Consider the following 17,710-nt stretch of genomic DNA (forward strand, 5'->3'; position numbering starts at 1 on the left):
GATTCGAATGCGGCCACCGCCCAGCAAAGCCGACCTCCCGGCGGCGTCCTTCCACCCCGCGGGGCGGGGGCGGCGGGGCCGGGGGGCCCCGCCGCCCCCCGGGAGCCGCCCGCACACGCCGGGCCCGCGGTTGTGGCCGCCCCCCCCCCGGTCGGGGTGGGGGCGGGGGGGGGGGGGGCGCCGCCGGGGCCCCCCGCCCCCGCGGGGTGGAAGGACGCCGCCGGGAGGTCGGCTTTGCTGGGCGGTGGCCGCATTCGAATCTCGGCGGATTTTAACCTCGGCACCGCGCGGAATTCGGTCGATGCTATTCCTCGAACGTTTCATTGAGATGAGGGATTGCGTTTCATGAAGATGAGGAAGCTAGCCGTTGTCGCGGCTTTGGTGACGGTCGCCACCGGGGTGGCCGCCGGGACAGCCGGTGCCGCGCCGGAAAACGAAACTGGTGCGGTGAATTTCACCGCAGAGTCGACCGATACGCAGTCGATCATCACCACCGATGCCGGATCGCTTGTGGTGGAGGACGACACGTTCAAGGTCAAGGGCCCGGATGGGACGGTGCTCGCCGGAACTCCGCTGCGTTTCCGGGTGGATGAATTCGAATTTCCGATCGCGGCCCATATATCGGGACGCACCGCGACTTTGACGCCGCAATTCGATGTCGCGCACGCGGTTTACAAGCCGGTCGCGCTGCCATTCGAGGACAAGGCTCCGTTCAAATCCGAATACGATCGCGAAAAGGACGCGTGGACCAGGCTGACCAGCACCGTCGCGCTCGGCGCGTCGATCGGCACACTGGCCGGTGGCCTCGGCGGCGCGGCGGTGGGCTGCGTGCTCGGCGGCATCGCGGGCGCCACGGTGGCCTCGGCCACCATCATCGGCCTGTTCGGTCCGTTCATTCCGGCCGCCGCCATCGGCTGCCTCGGCGGTGTGCTCGCCGTCGGCGCGATCGGTACGGTCGCCGGACAATTGCTGGTGACCGCGCCCGTGGCGATCGGTGCGGTGATCCAGTACGTCTCGACGATCACCCAGCCGTTCCCGGCACCTGCACCGGCGAAATAGCAGCGGTGGTCCGGGTGGGCATGGTCCGTGCCCGCCCGGACCGCATCGGCCGCGAGGTCGATCCGGTGTGCCGGTGATCACAGCCCCGTTCAGCATCGCGCTGGGCGGGGCTTCGGTCTGTGCGGGTGCGGCCGCGGGCGTCGAGGCGGTGGTGTGGATCGGTCGCCCATCGGGACTCCCGGCACGCCAACATCTTCGGGCGCCCGAGCGGATACGGCGGTCGCTGCGCTGGCGGCCGCTGATCCAGCCGCCTTCATGAGATGTCAGGCAACGCTATTACCTGCGCAAACACGTGTGTCCGGATACACATCGGCGCGTTGGGGCTTGGTGCGTCGCGCGAATCGGTGTTACCTTCGATCGCATGTTCACCGGCCGCATCACCGCTCAGCGAGTCACCTATGTGACCGCTGGACTCGGGCTGCGGCTCCCGCTCACGCGGGAACTGTGTTGTCCCTGCTGCCGCGGCTGAGCGAGTTCTCCGGGTTCTCCGGCTCGCGCGCTGCCGCCACACCACACGTGTAGGCACGTCCCGTTCGACGGGACTTCAGCAAGGAATAACAGATGTCCCTTCCTACCCTGGAACGTACCGTTTCTCGGTCCACCGCCCGTGTCCGCAATACCCGCCCGGTCGTCGTGGCGCCGGAACTGCGGATCTCCGACAACCCGGCCGCCGCTGTTCTCCGGGCCGCGACCGGCGGTCCGGTATCCCGTGACAATGCCGCTCGCGCAACAGGTTTGAGCATCGCGACGGTCAACCGTCAGGTCTCGGCGCTATTGAACGCCGGACTGCTGCGCGAGCGTCCCGACCTGACCGCCTCCGGTGCGGTCGGCAGGCCGCGGGTGCCGTTCGAAATCGATCACGACGCCTATCTGACGATCAGCGTGCACATCGGCGCGGCCGCAACCAAGATCGTCGCCGCCGATCTGCGCGGCCGCATCCTCGGCGGTCTCGCCATCGCCACCCCGCAGACCGGCCAGGAATTCGCCGTTACCACCGTCGCTCGCAGCGCCCGCGCGTTCCTCCAGCGCTGGCATCGCCGTAAACCGTTGTGGGCTGGGGTCGCGATCGGCGGCCGTGTCGACACCCAGACCGGTGTGGTCGACCATCCCAAGCTCGGCTGGCGCGGCGCCCCGTTGGGTGCGGTGCTCGCCGAAGTGCTGGAGCTGCCGGTGTCGGTGGCGCCGCATGTCGAGGCGATGGCAGCGTCGGAATTGTTGCTGCCCACCGTCGAACGCGAGGCCGCCGATGTCTGGTCGGGGCTCGCCAAGGGCAGCAGCCTCTACTTCTATGTTCGTGAAACCGCCGGTGTGGCAGTGACATTGGACGGCCGAGTGCATACACCGAGCAATGGTCCCGGTTCGATTGCGCATCTGCCGACCGGTTCGGATGTCGAATGCGGCTGCGGCCGTAAGGGTTGCTTCGAGGTGACCGTCGGTGATCGTGCCCTGCACGCCCGCGCCGTCGGTCGCGGAATCATCCCGGCGCACAACGGCACCGGCGGCACCACCATCGCCGACCTGTACCGTGCCGCCGTCGATGGTTCCCAACCCGCCCGCGATCTCCTGGCCGAACGTGCCACCATGCTCGGCCATACCGTCGCCCTGGTCCGCGATCTGCTCAACCCCGACCGAGTGGTCCTCGGCGGCCAGGCCTTCACCGCCTACCGTCCCGCCCTTGCCAACGTGTCCCGAGCCTTCAACCAGGCAACGGTGCTGCCCCCCACCGACATCCGAATCACCGGCTTCGCCCCCAAAGTCCAGGAGTTCGCCGCGGTGGTGACCTCCCTGACGCCCCTCTACACCGATCCTCTGTCGGCCATCCGCCGCGCCACCCTCACCTGACCGCACGAAAGGGGACATGAGACCGGCCGCCTCGGCATGTCACCGGTCTCATGTCTCCCTGTAGAACCGGCCGGCCAGTTCTACGGTGTGACGATGGCGAAGTTCGGGTCCGGTTTGTCGAACAGGCCGGCCATTTTTCCGAGGGCCATGATGTCGCCGTCGACGGTGATATCACCGGATCGGATCGCGGCCTGGACATCGCCACCGGACAGCAGAGTTTTCGCGAGGGTGGCGCGAGTCAGCGTGATCGTGGCATCGGGCGCGGGCAGGCCATCATCGGGGGAGCGGTCGTAGTGGACGAGGACGCCATTGCGCAGGTCGACGCGGTGGAGGCGATTGTTCTCGTCCGTGAAGCGCCAATCGCTGACCAGTCGGACGTCCCAGGCAGCCGGACCGTCGACGCGCAATGACATTGCGTCGAATGCCTGCTCCACGCTGATCGCGGCCAGCACGCCGCTCGAATTCGCTTGGGTGGGCGTACCGAACGGTCCATGGCGCAACTCATGTGCACCGGACAGATAGAAGTTGCGCCAGGTGCCGTTTTCCGCGCCGTAGCCGAGTTGTTCGAATGCGCTCGCCTGGAGGTGCTTTGCGGTCGTGTTCTCCGGCTCAGCGAAGATCACGTAGTCGATCAACTGAACCGCCCAGCGGAAATCGCCCTCGTCGTAGGCCTTCTGCGCCTTCTCCAGCACCGCATCCGCGCCACCCATCGCGGCGACGTGCCTGGTGGCCGAGGCAACCGGGGGATGCTCCCACAGATGTGCGGGATTACCGTCGAACCAGCCCATATACCGCTGATAGATGGCCTTCACGTTATGGCTGACCGAACCGTAATAGCCGTGCGTATGCCAGGCTCCCGTGATCGCGGGCGGCAGTTCGATCATCTCGGCGATCTCGCTGCCCACATACCCCTGGTTGAGCAATCTCAGGGTCTGGTCGTTCAGGTAGCCGTACAGATCCCGTTGCAGCGACAGGAATTCGACGATCCGATCGGTGCCCCACACCGGCCAGTGATGTGAGGAGAACACCAGATCCGAATGCCGGCCGTACTTGTTGATCGATTCCGTCAGGTACTTGGACCACACATGTGGATCCCGGACGAGAGCGCCGCGCAAGGTCAGCAGATTGTGCATGGTGTGGGTGGCGTTCTCGGCCATACACAGGATCCGGCGGTCCGGGAAGTAGAGGTTCAACTCCGCGGGGGCTTCGGTGCCGGGCGTCATCTGGAAGACCATGCGTACCCCGTCGATGGTTTCTTCCTGACCGGTCGCGGTGATGTCGATGGTCGGGTTGATGAGCGTGACGGTTCCGGTCGAGGTCGTCTGCCCGAGGCCGGCGCTGATCTGGCCTTTCGGTCCGCGCGGCAGCGCCGCACCGTACATATAGGCCGATCGGCGGGCCATGGCGGTACCCGCGTAGATGTTTTCGGCGACAGCGTGTTCGAGGAATCCGATCGGGGCGAGCACGGGGCAGCGGCCCGCGGCGACATCTTCGCGAGTCGTGACGCCGAGTGTGCCGCCGAAATGGTCGACATGTGAATGGGTGTAGATCAATCCGGTGACCGGACGGTCGCCGCGGTGTGCGCGGTAGAGCGCCAGGCCGGCGGCGGCGGTTTCCGCCGAGATCAACGGGTCGATGACGATGACCCCGGCCTCACCCTCGACCAGCGTCATGTTCGACAGGTCGAGACCCCGGATCTGATAGAAGCCGGGAGCCATTTCATACAAACCCTGCTTCGCGTTGAGCTGCGCCTGCCGCCACAGGCTCGGGTTGGCCGACTTCGGGCAGGGGTCACGCAGGAAGCCATAGACATCGTTGTCCCAGACGACCTTCCCCTCGGTGTCGGTCACCACGCCGGGTTCCAAGGAGGCGATCCAACCGCGGTCGGCATCGCCGAAGTCGGTGGTATCGGAGAACGGCATGGTATCGAGTACCTTGCGGTTCATCTCGAGGATGTGATCACCGGGATCGGTCGGCGTCTCCGATGGGTGCACCCCGGTGGAGGTATCGCAGCCGGACAGGGCGGCGCCGGTGCCGACCACGGCCAAGGCGGCCGCACCCGCGCCGAAGATGCCGCGTCGCGACATTCTCGGCCCGGAGGATCGCGGGTCGTCGGTGTTTCTGGTGTCGTCGTCCTTCACCACAGTCGGTCACTCCGATTCGAGTCGAGGCGAGCCGCGGGACTACCGGCGGTGGGCCACAGCGTCGCTGTGGGTGCCATCCGCCGATCGCGGCGCGGTCCGGCAGGTTCGTCCGGGAACTTCGCGCTGTTGGGTCCGCGCAACTCGCGATTGGTCCACGTTGTTCGCCGGTTACCGCACAATAGCCATTATTGCAGTATCTATGCAATAAGGTGACGTGGGATGGCGGCATAGAACGGCGTCAGAGGATGTGATGGGATGCCCGAGTGAGTGCGGTCGATCGAAACCCGCGGCGCCGGCGTAATCCGGCGCAGACTCGTCAGGCCATCATCGACGCCCTGCTCGAGCAGTTGAAGGCCGGAGTGGCCGCACCGACCACCAAGGCCATCGCCGCGGGGGCGCGGACCTCGGAGCGCAGCATCTTTGTGCACTTCCCGGAACGCGATGAGATGCTGGCCGCCGCCACCGACCAACAGTCCGCGCATGTGGAGACACTGATCACATCGGTCGATCCGCAGCAGCCGCTGTCCGAGCGCATCGACGCCATGGTCACGCAGAGCGCCGCCATCTTCGATGTGCAGCGGTTCCCACGCCCGCTCGGCCTGGTCGAGTCGCGCAATATTCCCGCCATCGATGAACGGATGCGGTTGACCGACCGCCGCATGCGAGACAGCATCGGTCACGCCTTTGCTCCCGAACTGGCCCGCGCCGCCGATCCGGACGCGCTGCTCGACCTCCTCGATGCGACCCTCGCCTGGCCGGTCCGTCATCATCTGGTCGAACGTGCGGGCCTGACCAGGTCGGCGGCGTCGTCCAGGGTCGGGCGGATGCTGCGCGCGCTGATCACCGCCGAAACGTCCACTGACGATTGAGCATTCCGGGTTGTCGGCCACCCGAACGCAGCGGAGCCCGGCAGCGAATCGACTGCCGGGCTCCGGGCGGACCGTGCCTCACTCGCCAGCGGGGAACAGACCTTCCACCGCCGTGATGAAGAACGGGAAGTGTCCGGCGAAGCGGTGCAGATTGCGGTCGCGTTCGAAGCCGCCGAACCAGTAGAGGCCGGGTTGGCGGTCGGCGCTGGGGTTCAGATCGCGGAAGGTGCGGATCCAGTTGTCGGCGCGGCCGGTGATGACGGTGAAGGGCAGGGCGCGGGAGAAGACCAGTTCCTGATCGGCCGGTGGGATCGAATCGCGGCGCAGGGCGTCGAGTCCGCGCTGCAACGCACGTACCTGGCCGGTCAGCGCGCGGCCGTGTGCGGTGCGGGTCGGCAGGAAACGCGGCAGCAGCAGGGCGGCCACACCAGCAAGGGCGATGGCGACACCGACGAGGGCGTGGCCGGAGCCGAGCGCGAGTCCGATCGTGGCGCCGATACCGATCACCAGCAGGCCGATACCCAGCCAGATCGGCAGTTTGCGGCGGGCCTTGTCGATGAAGGCGCCGCGCTCGATCGCATCGGCCAGCATGGCTTCGCGCACCGGCCCGGCCTGAACCCGGCCGGGTGCACGCAGTTCGCCGACCGTGACGGCCTCGGCTCCGCCGGGCAGCAGCGCCTCGTAGACGGCGCGCTCGTAGGGGCGCAGCTGGTCGTCGGCGGGGTTCACCCTGGTGATGCGCCAATCCGAATCGCTGATCGGGGTGATCCACAGGTAGCGGCGCACCGCGAGATCGACGACGGTGGCGGCGATATCGGTCGGATCGGCGCTTTCGTCGAGCAGCACGCCCGCCTCACCGGGCAGGATGCCGTCGGGTGAGGTGAACTGGGCGCGGCCGTCCTCGCGCAGCACCGGATCGATGGTTCCGGTGCCCGCAGCGGCCTGCTGACGGCGCGCACGCAACACATACGCCGCCAGCGCGGCGAGCGCCAGCAGCAGCACACCGAACGCGGCGAGCACCGGTGCGGTGATATCGAAGGCGGTAGAACCGGTCTCGCGGATCTCGGCGTTCGCGGGCACGGTGCCCGGCGGGATCTGCAAGGTCAGGTCGATGGCATCGCCCTTGCTGATATCGGTCTGCTCCAGGTAGAGCACGCCGTCGGCTTCGATGTGCACGTCCGCGCACGGTTTGCTCGCATTGGGCGGACCCAGTTTGCAGTCGACGATGCCCATTTCGAAGCTCGGGCTGATCAGCGATGCGGTGATGGAGGCGATATCGGCGTTCATCACACCGACCCAGTGGAACAGCTGGGTGCCTTCCTGTTCGCTGACGGTGTTGTTCACCGAATAGCTGAAACTCGATTGGCCGGGATCGGCGCGCACGGTGAACAGATCGCCCTCGACCTTCGCCGTGCCCGCGCCCTCGGCGGTGATATCGGTGACCTCGAAGACGCGTTCGGCGCCCTCGCCCGCCGGAACCCGCAGCGGCACCGTCATCGTGAACTTGTCGCCCTCGGGCACGATGATCTGCTCTTTGACCTCGAGCACGCCTTCGCGGCTCAGTTTCAGATCGGCCACGATGGTGATGCCGTCGGCGACAGGTTCCTGCGCATGGGCTACCGGTGCGGTCGCAAGCGAACCCATCGTGAGTAATCCGACGATGGTGATAAGCAGCGCGCCGACGGCGCCCCCCCGAAGAGTCAGCATGAGTGCCTACTCTAAACAGCTTGCTATTCTGCGTCAGCGGCTGTCGGCGACATGTGAGACGAGGGGGTACGGGGGAGTGACTCAACCACCGTACGGCTATGGGCAGGTCCCGCCCGGTGGACACCCGATCCCGCCCGGGCAACCGAACCCCTACGGACCGCGGCCGGGATACGGTCCGCCCCCCGGCTATCGGCCGCCGCCCGGACCGCCGCCGGGCTATGGTCCGCCGCCCGGATACGGCCAGCCACCTGCCTACGGTCCGCCGCCGGGATACGGCCAGCGTCCCCCGTTTCCGCCACCGCACCCCGGCCCCGGTTACCGCCCGCCGATGCCGCCGCCCGTCCCCTACGGCCGCCCACCCGGCGCGCCGCCGCCTCGTTCCGGTGGCGGCGGCAGCAAGGTGATCGCGGTGGTGATCGTGCTGGTGCTCGTCGTCGTCGGCGGTCTGGTGCGGGCCGCGGTCAAGACCGGTATCCGCCACGACGCCTCGGATCCGCGTCCGGGGATGACCTACGACAACGGCGAAACCGGTCCGGCCCAAACGGCCGACAACCCGCTGGTCATCGATACCAGTGCCACGCTGATCCCGGCGAGCTGCGATTACGCGCCGTGGGGGACCGGGGTCGAGACCGCCCGCGCGTTCTTCGACAGCGCGGAGAGCTGCCTGGAGGCCGCGTGGAAACCGGTGCTGGAGAAGGCCGGACTGCCCTTCCAGGCCCCGACGGTCAACGTCTCCGCCTCCACCGACGGCATCACCACCCCGTGCACCGGCACCACAAGTAACTTCGCCGCCTTCTACTGCCCGGCCAACAAATCGATCTATATGCCGATCAGCCAGTTGCAGACCGATCTGTTCGGCGACAACTGGGTGGTGTACCTATCGGTGTTCGCGCACGAATACGGCCATCACATCCAGAACATGTCCGGCATCCTGCGTGCCGCCAACAGCGAACGCATCGATTCCGGTGTACGCAGCACCCGCGGCCTGGAACTCTCGCGTCGAGTCGAATTGCAGGCCAACTGCTTCGACGGCATGTATCTGTCGTCCTCCTCGCAGGGCGGTTCGCTGACCTCCTCGCAGATGAGCATGGCTCGCGACGACGCCGAACACCGCGGCGACCAGCCGGGCGATATGCGCGATCACGGCAGCACCGCCAACGGCAGCCGCTGGTTCAACATCGGCATCGATGAAAACCGCACCGCCCAATGCAATACGTTCGCCGCACCTGCCGACGCGGTGAGTTGATGAGATCATCGGTGTGTGCCGGGTCCGTGCGGCCGGGTAAGGGGAGGGTGCGGCGAGGTGTACCACTCGCGTAGCAGGACCGGCGGTTTCGGTATGCCGAGTGCCCGCGACCGCCGTACCGTTCGCCGACTGCCGTACGGTCGACGTGATCGGGGAGGGATGAGTAGATGACGCAGCCACCTTATGGCCCGCCGCCCGGATACGGCCCGCCCGGCGGTCGGCCCTACGGCCCGCCGCCACACGGACGACCACCTGGTTACGCGCCACCGCCACCGTATGGCGCCCCACCGCCGTACGGTGCGCCACCGCCGTACGGCGCGCCGTTGCCCCCACCACCGCCCTATGCGGCTCCGCCGCCGATGCCGTACGGACCGCCACCCGGAATGCGTCCGTACGGTCCGCCCATGCCGTACGGCCGGCCGATGCCGCCGCGCCGATCCGGCGGTGGCGGCGGGCTGGCGGCCGCGTTCACCGTCGTCGGGGTCTTCATCATCGTCGGCCTGCTCGTCGCGGCGGGATTCGCGGCGAGTTCATCGGACAGTTCCACCTCGGCCTACACCCCGACGAGCACGCCGAGCTACACCTACAGTTCCTCCCCGTCACCGACCACGACGTATTCCGCCAGCCCCACCACCACGCAGTCCGGTTCCACCACCACCCGCCGCAGCAGCACCACGACCAGCAGCACCTCCGCTGGGCCGAAACCTGTCGCGGCGTTGGCGACCAATCCGCTGTTCAACCATGCCGATACGGGTCTGAACAACATCAACTGCGGATATCCGGCCTGGGCGCCGAACGTGGCGGCGGCCCGCGCGTTCTTCGAGGCGCAGTCGGCCTGCCTCGGCCAGATGTGGAGCGCCCTGCTCGAATACGAGAACCTGCCGTTCTCGCCACCCGGTTTGAGCGTGACCGCGACCGCGGCCGAGGCGACTTCGCCGTGCACCAGCAGCGGCAGCAATTTCGCGGCCTTCTACTGCGGCGCCAACAAGACCATCTACATGCCGCTGGACAGCTTCATGCAGAACGAAGACCCGTACGACACGGTGATCTTCATGGCGGTCTTCGCGCACGAGTACGGCCACCATGTGGAGAACCTGACCGGCATCCTGAAGCAGTCGCACCAGGAGGAATACGACGCGGGCCCCACCACCGCGCTCGGCCTCGAACATTCGCGGCGGCTGGAGCTGGCGGCCCAATGCTTCGGTGGCATGTTCATCGGCTCGTCGACCTTCGTCGGCACGATCTCCACCGATGACGCGCTGGAGACGGTGCGCGACAACTACAACCGCGGTGATTTCTCCGGCGATATGCGCGATCACGGTTCACCGGAGAACTACGGCGGCTGGTACGAGCACGGGTATCGCAACAACCGGGTGCAGATGTGCAATACCTGGGCGGCGTCGTCGGATTCGGTGTCCTGAGCCGATCGCGCGGTAGCGGACCGCCCCGGCGGGTTCAGGATTCCGGCTGCTGGTCGCGCAACCGCGCGAACCACACCGCCGCTTCCTCCGGTGTCGGCTGCTCGCCGATGAGATTCATGACGATATGCCCGAGGCAGGCCGCCCCGAGCACACGTTCGGCGGCCTCCATCGGATCGCCCCATGGCAGATAGGGTTTGGCCAGCAGCAGCGAGGCGATGCCGTGGGCGGCGGCCCATAATTCGAGCACGATGGGCGTCGGATCGCCGGAATCGACCAGGCCGGAATCCATCGCCTCCCGCACGGTATCGGCGAAATACTGGAAGGCGCTGCTGCTGAGGACCTGATCGACCGCGCCACGGGTTTCGGCGGGCGCGGTGGCCAGCCGGTATTGCTCGGGATGGTCCAGTGCGAAGCGGACGTAGGCCATGCCGAGTTCGCGCAGGCGGACGATGGGGTGCGCGTCGGGGTCATCGTCGACGGCGGCGCGCATAGCGGTATCGAGATCCTCGAAGACCTGCGCCACCACCGCATCGATGAGTTCGTCCTTATCGGCGAAATGCCGGTAGATCGACGGTGCGCTCACCCCGACCAGCTTGCCGACCGCGCGGATGGAGACGGCGTCGGCGTTGCCGGTGCGGTTGAGCAGATCGGCGGTGGCGGCGAGGATCTCGCTGCGCAGCCGGGAACCGGTGCCGCGCGGCGAGCGTGGTCTGCGGGCACCGATCATCGATGCCCTGCCGGTTCGGGGACACGGGCCTCGGGTTCGGGTTCCTCACTGAGGCCGATCTTCGCGTGCAGCCGCGCCAGCGGTTTCGGCGCCCACCAGTTGGCCGGACCCATCAGTCGCATCAGCGCGGGCGCGAGCAGGGCGCGGATGATGGTGGCGTCGGCGAGCACGGTCAAGGTCAAACCGAGACCCATGAGCTGGATGAACGACACCTTGGAGGTGACCATCGCGCCGATCACGATGGCCATCAGCAGTGCGGCGGCGGTGAAGATCCGCCCTGTTCTCGCGACCCCGATGGCGACGGCTTCGGTGTTGTCCTCCGCGGCGAGTTCATTGCCGGTGCGCCCCGCCCGTCGGGCCAGCCATTCCTCGCGGATGCGCGACAGCAGGAACACCTCGTAGTCCATGGACAGACCGAACGCCACGCAGAACATCAGGATCGGCATGGTCGGCACCAGATAGCCGACCGGGGTGAAACCGATCAGACCGGACAGATGCCCCTCCTGGAAGATCCAGACCATCGCGCCGAAGGCCGCGGTCAGCGACAGCGTGTTCAGGACGATCGCCTTCACCGGCAGCACCACACTGCCGGTGAACAGGAACAGCACCACGAACGTCGCCAGCGCGATCAACAGCCCGGCCAGCGGCAGTTTCGCGCCGAGCGCGTCGAGTGAATCGGCATTGACCGCCGCCGCACCGGTGAACAGGACGGGTGCGGGAGCGGGCACCGCGCGCAGTTGGTCCAGCTGATCGGAGCCCTCGGGAGAGAACGGGTCCAGATCGGTGGCGACCGTCAGATAGGCGCCGGTGTCGTTGGCCATCTCGGGTTGGCCAGGCGCCATCCGCCTGCCCGAGACGTACACACCCGCGCTGGAGAGCACGGCGGGCACATCGTCGACCTTCGACAGCTGGGCGGCGTATTCGCCGATGGCGTTCTGATCATGGAAGTCGTCGAGCACGATGGTGCCGCTCGCACCGGAATCGGCGCGCGGGAACTCCGCGCGCAACGTATCGCCGACCTGGCGGCTGTTGGCGCTCGCGGGCATCACCCGATCGTCTGGGTAACCGAATTTCACGCCGAGGAACGGTGAGCCGAGCGCGAGCAGCAGGGCCACGATCACCACGGTGACCGGCACCGCGAACCGCATGACCAGCTTGGTGTTGCGGTACCAGAGGGTCTTCTCGGGGATCATCGGACCGGTCGGATGCGGATCGCGCCCGAACATGCGCCGCAGCGGGGCCCGCAGATCGAGTGCGTTGATCCGATGCCCGATCAGCACCAGCGCGGCGGGCAGCACGAACAGCGCGGCCGCGGCGGCGGCGATCACCACGGCCACACCGGCATAGGCGAACGATTTCAGGAAGTACAGGTCGAACACGCTCAGCACCGCGAGTGACAACGCGACTGTCACCGCGGAGTACAGCACGGTGCGTCCCGCGGTCTGTACGGCGCGGATCGTCGCGGCTACCGGATCGAGACCCTCCGCCAACTCCTCGCGATAGCGGCTCACGATGAACAGGCTGTAGTCGATGGCGAGCGCGAGACCCAGCGCCGTTGTCATGTTCAGCGCGTAGATCGACACATCGGTGAACAGGGTGACCATCCGCAGGATGGCCAGCGTCGCGGCGATGGCGAACAGGCCGACCATCACCGGCAGCGCGGCCGCGACCACGCTGCCGAACACCAGGATGAGCACGATCAGCGACAACGGCACCGCGACCGCCTCGGCGACCGCAAGATCATGGGTGATCTGCTCGGTGACGTCGTGATACACGGCGGCGATACCGCCCTGCCGGACCGTCACGCCGTCACTGGTGCCGGTGAGTTGTTCGGTGAGTTCACCGGCGGCCCGCTGGATATCGGTTTCGTCGCCGTCGAGTTCGGCGATGATCAGGCCGCTGTTGCCGTCGGTGCTGCCGAGCGCGGCGGCCATGGCCGGTGGACTGGTCCAGAATGACTGGATACCGCTGACGTCGTCGCGGGCGCGCAGGGCGTCGACGAGTTCGGTGGCGCGGGCGGCGGTGGCCGGATCGCGCAGGCCCGCCTCGGAGCTGACCAGCAGTACGAAGTTCGGGGTGGCGCCCTCGAAGTTCTCGGCGAGCAGTTCGGCGGCGCGGGTGGATTCGGCGTCGTCGGAGGTGAATCCGCCGGATTTCATATGTGCCGATGCGGTGGCGCCGACGATGCCGAAGAGCACGGCGAGGGTGAACGCCACCGCGAGCACGATGCGCGGGTAGCGAGTGGTCAGGCGCGCTATTCGGATCAGCACAGGAGCCCCCTCCAGTAAGTTAGTGGCGTTAGCGTAACGCGGTTAACCTGAGGGCGGAAGAGGGAAGTTTCGCCGGGACCGATCTGCGAGGGCGCGGCGGCTGCGCGGCCCCGGCAGTGGGCGGTCGCCATCGACGGTGATCCAGCCCGCGATGGTGAGCCAGCGCTGTTGTGCGAGGGCGTCGGCGGCGTCATGGAAGATCGGGATGCCCGCGCCGTCCCGAATCCGCGGCGCCAGCTCCGGCCATATCCGGCCGTCGGCCCTGGCGACATGGCGGGCCACCGTCCGTCCGATCATCGTGACCGACTGCCCCGACACCCGGTCGCCGTACCGCTCGGCATGGAATCGGCGGCCCGCGCACAGCGATCGCGGCTCGTCGTTGTAGGCGATCCAACCGGCCCGCTGCGCCCGTTCGATCAACCACAGATGTTTGACGGCGCTCGGCGCGATCGCACCGACCCGGCTGTGGAGCAAGGTGACCACCGGCGCCGAACCGAGCACATCGCGGCGGGTCGGGCCGATGCCATCGGCCAGCCAACGCGCCTCCGCGACGGTGGCGAGCAGTCTGCCGAAATCATCGATCCACCGTTGCGCGCGGCTGCCGAGCCCGGCCACCCGCTCGGCTTCCCTGCGCATCGCGTTCTGGGCGGTCAACGTGCGGATGGCGGCCATGGTCGGCACCTGACCGCGTTCGAGCAGCTCCAGAATGGTGGCGGAGGTGATCGGATCGGCGGCGGCGGTCACCGGTAGCGATTCGCGTTCGAGGTCGAAATCGCGCGGGCTGATCGCCCGGCTGAGCAAATTCACGGCGGTGGTATCTCCGGCGAGATCGGTGCCGGAAAGCCAGGCGGCGGCGATGTCTTCACACGACGACACGGGTGCTCCTCCGGGGCGGGCGTGGATTTCGTCGAGCTCGGTTGTGCCCCGGCCGGGATGATCCGACCGGGGTCACCAACCTGATGAAGATCGGCTACCGAAGTTGCCGAAGACAGGTTAGCCAGCCGGTTGCGCCGGTATGCCGGCGGTGACGGTTTCGTTATCCGTGTCGCGGGCCCGACCAGCGTGGGTGTTCACCTGTCGGTGCCCGCCGGTAACCTCTGGCCGTGGCTCTGTACCGGAAGTACCGACCGGCATCGTTCGCTGAGGTAGTGGGTCAGGAGCACGTCACCGACCCGCTGAGCGTCGCGCTCGACACCGGGCGGATCAGTCATGCCTATCTGTTCTCCGGGCCGCGCGGTTGCGGTAAGACGTCGTCGGCGCGGATTCTGGCGCGTTCGCTGAACTGCGCGGAGGGGCCGACGTCGCGGCCGTGCGGTGTGTGCTCGTCGTGTGTGGCGCTGGCCCCCGGCGGTGCGGGGAACCTGGACGTGATCGAACTCGATGCCGCCAGCCACGGTGGTGTCGACGACACCCGTGAGCTGCGCGATCGCGCCTTCTACGCACCCGCCGAATCGCGCTACCGGGTGTTCATCGTCGATGAGGCGCATATGGTCACCACGGCCGGATTCAATGCGCTGCTCAAGATCGTCGAGGAGCCACCGGCCCATCTGATCTTCATCTTCGCCACCACCGAACCGGACAAGGTGCTGCCGACCATCCGTTCGCGCACCCACCACTATCCGTTCCGGTTGCTGCCGCCCGCCACCATGCGCGGCCTGCTCGGCCGCATCTGCGAACAGGAACATGTGCCGGTCGAGGAGGCGGTGTACCCGCTGGTGATCCGCGCCGGTGGCGGTTCCCCTCGCGACAGTCTGAGCGTGCTCGACCAGCTGCTGGCCGGTGCCGGGCCCGAGGGTGTCACCTATCCGCGTGCGGTATCGCTGCTCGGCGTCACCGATGTGGCGTTGATCGACGACGCCATCGCCGCACTCGCCACCTCCGATGGCGCTGCGCTGTTCGGCACCATCGACCGGGTGATGGAGGCCGGGCACGATCCGCGCCGGTTCTCCGTCGACCTGCTCGAACGCCTGCGCGATCTGATCCTGCTGCGCGCGGTCCCCGACGCCGCCGAACGCGGACTGGTCGCCGCCCCCGGCGACATGCTCGAACGTATGCACGTCCAGGCCGACAGCATCGGCCCCGCCGCTCTCACCCGCTACGCCGAACTCCTGCACGCGGGCCTCGGCGAAATGCGCGGCGCCACCGCACCCCGGCTGCTGCTAGAGGTCATCTGCGCCCGCATGCTCCTGCCCGCGGCCACCGAGACCGATGCGGCCGCTCTACAGCGCCTCGAACGCCTGGAGCGTCAATTCGCCGCGGGCGCAATCCCTTCCGCACCTGCCGGAGAGTCCGGCGCCACCACCGCCGCCCCAGCCGATGCTCCGCCGCGCTCGGCCCCCGCCGACCCCAACCGCCGCCGCGGCGCCGAAGCCCTTGCCGCCCTGCGCGAATCACGATCGGCGAAGGGTGATCCCGAATCGCTCGTCGCTCAGCCCCCGGCCCCCGGCCACGTCCGCGAACAGGCCGCTCCCGAACCGCCGCTTCCGGCGACCCAAGCCGCGTCGGAACAGCCATCCACCCCACCCGATCGGCCCGCGCCGCCGCCCACTCGGTCCGCCACCGAGCCCGCTCAGCACACATCCACGCAGGGCCGGCCTGCCGACGGGCAGCCACAACCGATGGCCGAGCAGGATCAGTCCGCCGACGACCGCGTCCGGCAGGCCGCCGGTCACCGTGAGCCCTCTGGTGAGCAGCCCCAACCCGCTGCCTCGCATCCGCGGTCGAGTGCTGACCCGTACCAGCCGCCGACCGGCGGCTCCGATCCGGCTGGCGCGCAACCTCAGCCGAGTGACGGTCGGTCGCGGTCGAGCGACCAGTCGGCCGCACCGGTGGATTCGCCACAGGCACCACCTGCTGGTGACCCGCGCGCTGTGGACTCGTCGAGCACTATCGCCGAGCGAACAGTCGAACCGGAGGCTCCGGCCGGAGCGGGGAGCGAAGACCTACGCGGGGGCTCTCCGGCTGACGTGGGAAGCTCTGCGCCGCCCACCGTCGCCGCGGCATCCGCACCGGGTGAGGCCCGCGCCGCTGCGTCGACGGCTGACCCTGGTTCGGCGCAGGGTGACCGAGGCGAGGCAGTGGGCCGCCCGGATGTGCGCGCGCATCGGCAGGGTGGCGAACCCGAGGGCTATCCGGACGCCACGAACCAGGCGGACCAGCGATTCGATGGGCGCCTGGACGCGGATGCGGAGACCGCCGCGGTGGCCGATGTTGGCCGCGCCGACGACGGCTTCCGGTATGACGCACCACAGCACCCGACAACTCCGCAGGCAGACGCGTCCACTGTCGGCTCGAATGCCGGAACAGGGGAGCCGGGGCGGGAGGCTGCTGCCGGTAGCCAGGCCCCGGCACGTGCTGATGCCGAGGCGGAGACCGCTGGAGCAGCACCCGCGGCGACCGGCGACCCGCTGGCCGAGGTCGAGGCGGCATGGCCCGATATCAAGGCCGAGGTCCGCAAGATCGCGGTGGCGGTGCACGCCATGTTGACCGCGGCCGCACCGGCTCGGGTCGATGGGCAGACCGCGGTGTTCGTCCATCCGCATGATGCGCTGGTGCGGCGACTGTCGGAACCGCGCAGCGTGGACGCGTTGCGGACCGCGTTGCGGACGGTGCTCGGACGCGAATTCGATGTGCGGTTCGAAACGGGCGCCGGGCAGACCGCGCCGCGCGGCGGTGCGGGGGCCAGGGGGCGTGGTGGCCGGGAATCCGGTGGTGGGGGAGCGCGCCGCTCGGGAGATTCCGGGGCCGAGGAACCCGGACCGGCGGGCGGAGCAGCCGAACCCGCCGCGCCGAGAAGTTTCTCCCGGCCGAGTTCCGCATCTTCCAGCCCGGCCGCCGACCCGCAGTCGCCGCCCGCCGAACCGGTCGGCGAGATGGCCGCGCCCGCTCGGTCGACCACTGCCCGCACGAGTACGCCGCCACGGTTCTCCCGTCCGAGCCAGGCCAAGGCCGCGGCGGTAGCCGACGACGATATTCCGCCCCCCGACTATCCGGATCTGCCCGACGATCCGGGCCCGGAGGAGTACGGCGGCGCGGCCATCCCGCCGCCGACACCCGAGGAAGAGCAGGAGATGTTGGCCGAATCGGCGCGGCCGGTGGCGCCGGGTGACCGGCAGGACCCCGATGAGGTCGCCCTGCAATTGCTCGCCTCGGAACTGGGCGCGGTTCGGCTGGAGTGAGGCGCATCGCACCCGGCCGGATGGTTGACAACCACCGGCCACCCGACGTTAAGTTAACCGGAGTTCGCATCCGACGGTAGTATGTGCGGGTGGCCGCGAGCTCACACGAGGCGAGGTTCTATCGTATGCCCAAGGCGTACGGGCGGCTTTGTCGTGCGTAGGCAGTTTCGCGCCCTCGTTTGTACAGCGTTAGGCGGTACCGGCGAGGCGTGGGCAGAGGGCAGTTCGAGTGATCACCGCGGTCATC

At 68.2% G+C, this 17,710-nt stretch carries 11 protein-coding genes; 6 read left to right on the forward strand and 5 right to left on the reverse strand.

Translation table 11 applies throughout. The annotated features are described in order from the left end of the window. Positions 1-345 precede the first annotated feature (345 nt). Together QH168_RS13630 and QH168_RS13635 are read left to right on the forward strand one after the other, a co-directional pair. Positions 346-1,059 carry a hypothetical protein gene (locus QH168_RS13630; protein WP_280234987.1) on the forward strand — a complete coding sequence of 238 codons (714 nt, stop codon included), beginning with the start codon at positions 346-348 and terminating at the stop codon, positions 1,057-1,059. Positions 1,060-1,620: 561 nt separating this feature from the next. Further along, positions 1,621-2,901 (forward strand): ROK family transcriptional regulator, encoded by a 1,281-nt coding sequence (locus tag QH168_RS13635; RefSeq protein WP_280234988.1) that lies wholly within the window; start codon positions 1,621-1,623, stop codon positions 2,899-2,901. Between the two features lie 80 nt (positions 2,902-2,981). On the opposite strand, the gene QH168_RS13640 is transcribed toward QH168_RS13635, so the two are convergent. Next, the gene (locus tag QH168_RS13640) at positions 2,982-4,847 is read right to left on the reverse strand and encodes an alkyl/aryl-sulfatase (RefSeq protein ID WP_280235071.1); all 1,866 of its coding nucleotides are present in this window, start codon (positions 4,845-4,847) and stop codon (positions 2,982-2,984) included. Positions 4,848-5,308: 461 nt separating this feature from the next. Between QH168_RS13640 and QH168_RS13645 the strand changes: the two genes are divergently transcribed. Next, on the forward strand, positions 5,309-5,914 hold the full coding sequence (locus QH168_RS13645; protein WP_280234989.1) for a TetR/AcrR family transcriptional regulator: 606 nt from the start codon (positions 5,309-5,311) through the stop codon (positions 5,912-5,914). 78 nt (positions 5,915-5,992) lie between these two features. Here the strand turns inward: QH168_RS13645 and QH168_RS13650 are convergent, their stop codons facing one another. Beyond that, a complete protein-coding gene (locus tag QH168_RS13650) occupies positions 5,993-7,621 on the reverse strand; it encodes a DUF2207 family protein (protein ID WP_280234991.1) in 1,629 nt (542 codons plus the stop codon). A gap of 328 nt (positions 7,622-7,949) precedes the next feature. On the opposite strand from QH168_RS13650, the gene QH168_RS13655 reads away from it, so the two are divergent. Then, the gene (locus tag QH168_RS13655) at positions 7,950-8,867 is read left to right on the forward strand and encodes a neutral zinc metallopeptidase (protein WP_280234992.1); all 918 of its coding nucleotides are present in this window, start codon (positions 7,950-7,952) and stop codon (positions 8,865-8,867) included. A 404-nt stretch (positions 8,868-9,271) separates the two neighbouring features. Then, the gene (locus tag QH168_RS13660; protein WP_280234993.1) at positions 9,272-10,288 is read left to right on the forward strand and encodes a neutral zinc metallopeptidase; all 1,017 of its coding nucleotides are present in this window, start codon (positions 9,272-9,274) and stop codon (positions 10,286-10,288) included. Positions 10,289-10,322: 34 nt separating this feature from the next. Here QH168_RS13660 and QH168_RS13665 read toward each other — a convergent pair whose 3' ends face one another. Genes QH168_RS13665 through QH168_RS13675 form a run of 3 tightly spaced genes read right to left on the reverse strand, consistent with a single transcriptional unit; the run spans position 10,323 to position 14,161 of the window. Next, positions 10,323-11,015 (reverse strand): TetR/AcrR family transcriptional regulator, encoded by a 693-nt coding sequence (locus QH168_RS13665; protein ID WP_280234994.1) that lies wholly within the window; start codon positions 11,013-11,015, stop codon positions 10,323-10,325. Continuing rightward, complete coding sequence (locus QH168_RS13670) at positions 11,012-13,285, reverse strand: MMPL family transporter (protein ID WP_280234995.1); 2,274 nt, start codon at positions 13,283-13,285, stop codon at positions 11,012-11,014. The genes QH168_RS13665 and QH168_RS13670 overlap by 4 nt, the downstream gene beginning before the upstream one ends. Before the next feature lie 42 nt (positions 13,286-13,327). Then, on the reverse strand, positions 13,328-14,161 hold the full coding sequence (locus tag QH168_RS13675) for a hypothetical protein (protein ID WP_280234996.1): 834 nt from the start codon (positions 14,159-14,161) through the stop codon (positions 13,328-13,330). A 227-nt stretch (positions 14,162-14,388) separates the two neighbouring features. Between QH168_RS13675 and QH168_RS13680 the strand changes: the two genes are divergently transcribed. After that, on the forward strand, positions 14,389-17,463 hold the full coding sequence (locus QH168_RS13680) for a DNA polymerase III subunit gamma and tau (RefSeq protein WP_280234997.1): 3,075 nt from the start codon (positions 14,389-14,391) through the stop codon (positions 17,461-17,463). Positions 17,464-17,710: the final 247 nt, after the last annotated feature.

This window comes from Nocardia cyriacigeorgica (genome assembly GCF_029868385.1).
In the GTDB taxonomy this organism is placed as follows: Bacteria; Actinomycetota; Actinomycetes; order Mycobacteriales; family Mycobacteriaceae; genus Nocardia; species Nocardia cyriacigeorgica_F.

Excerpts from the sequence above, each read along its gene's own strand:
- QH168_RS13630 (WP_280234987.1), top strand. The coding sequence starts at position 346 with ATGAAGATGAGGAAGCTAGCCGTTGTCGCGGCTTTGGTGACGGTCGCC.
- QH168_RS13635 (WP_280234988.1), top strand. The coding sequence starts at position 1,621 with ATGTCCCTTCCTACCCTGGAACGTACCGTTTCTCGGTCCACCGCCCGT.
- QH168_RS13640 (WP_280235071.1), bottom strand. The coding sequence starts at position 4,847 with ATGAACCGCAAGGTACTCGATACCATGCCGTTCTCCGATACCACCGAC.
- QH168_RS13650 (WP_280234991.1), bottom strand. The coding sequence starts at position 7,621 with ATGCTGACTCTTCGGGGGGGCGCCGTCGGCGCGCTGCTTATCACCATC.
- QH168_RS13655 (WP_280234992.1), top strand. The coding sequence starts at position 7,950 with ATGCCGCCGCCCGTCCCCTACGGCCGCCCACCCGGCGCGCCGCCGCCT.
- QH168_RS13660 (WP_280234993.1), top strand. The coding sequence starts at position 9,272 with ATGCCGTACGGCCGGCCGATGCCGCCGCGCCGATCCGGCGGTGGCGGC.
- QH168_RS13665 (WP_280234994.1), bottom strand. The coding sequence starts at position 11,015 with ATGATCGGTGCCCGCAGACCACGCTCGCCGCGCGGCACCGGTTCCCGG.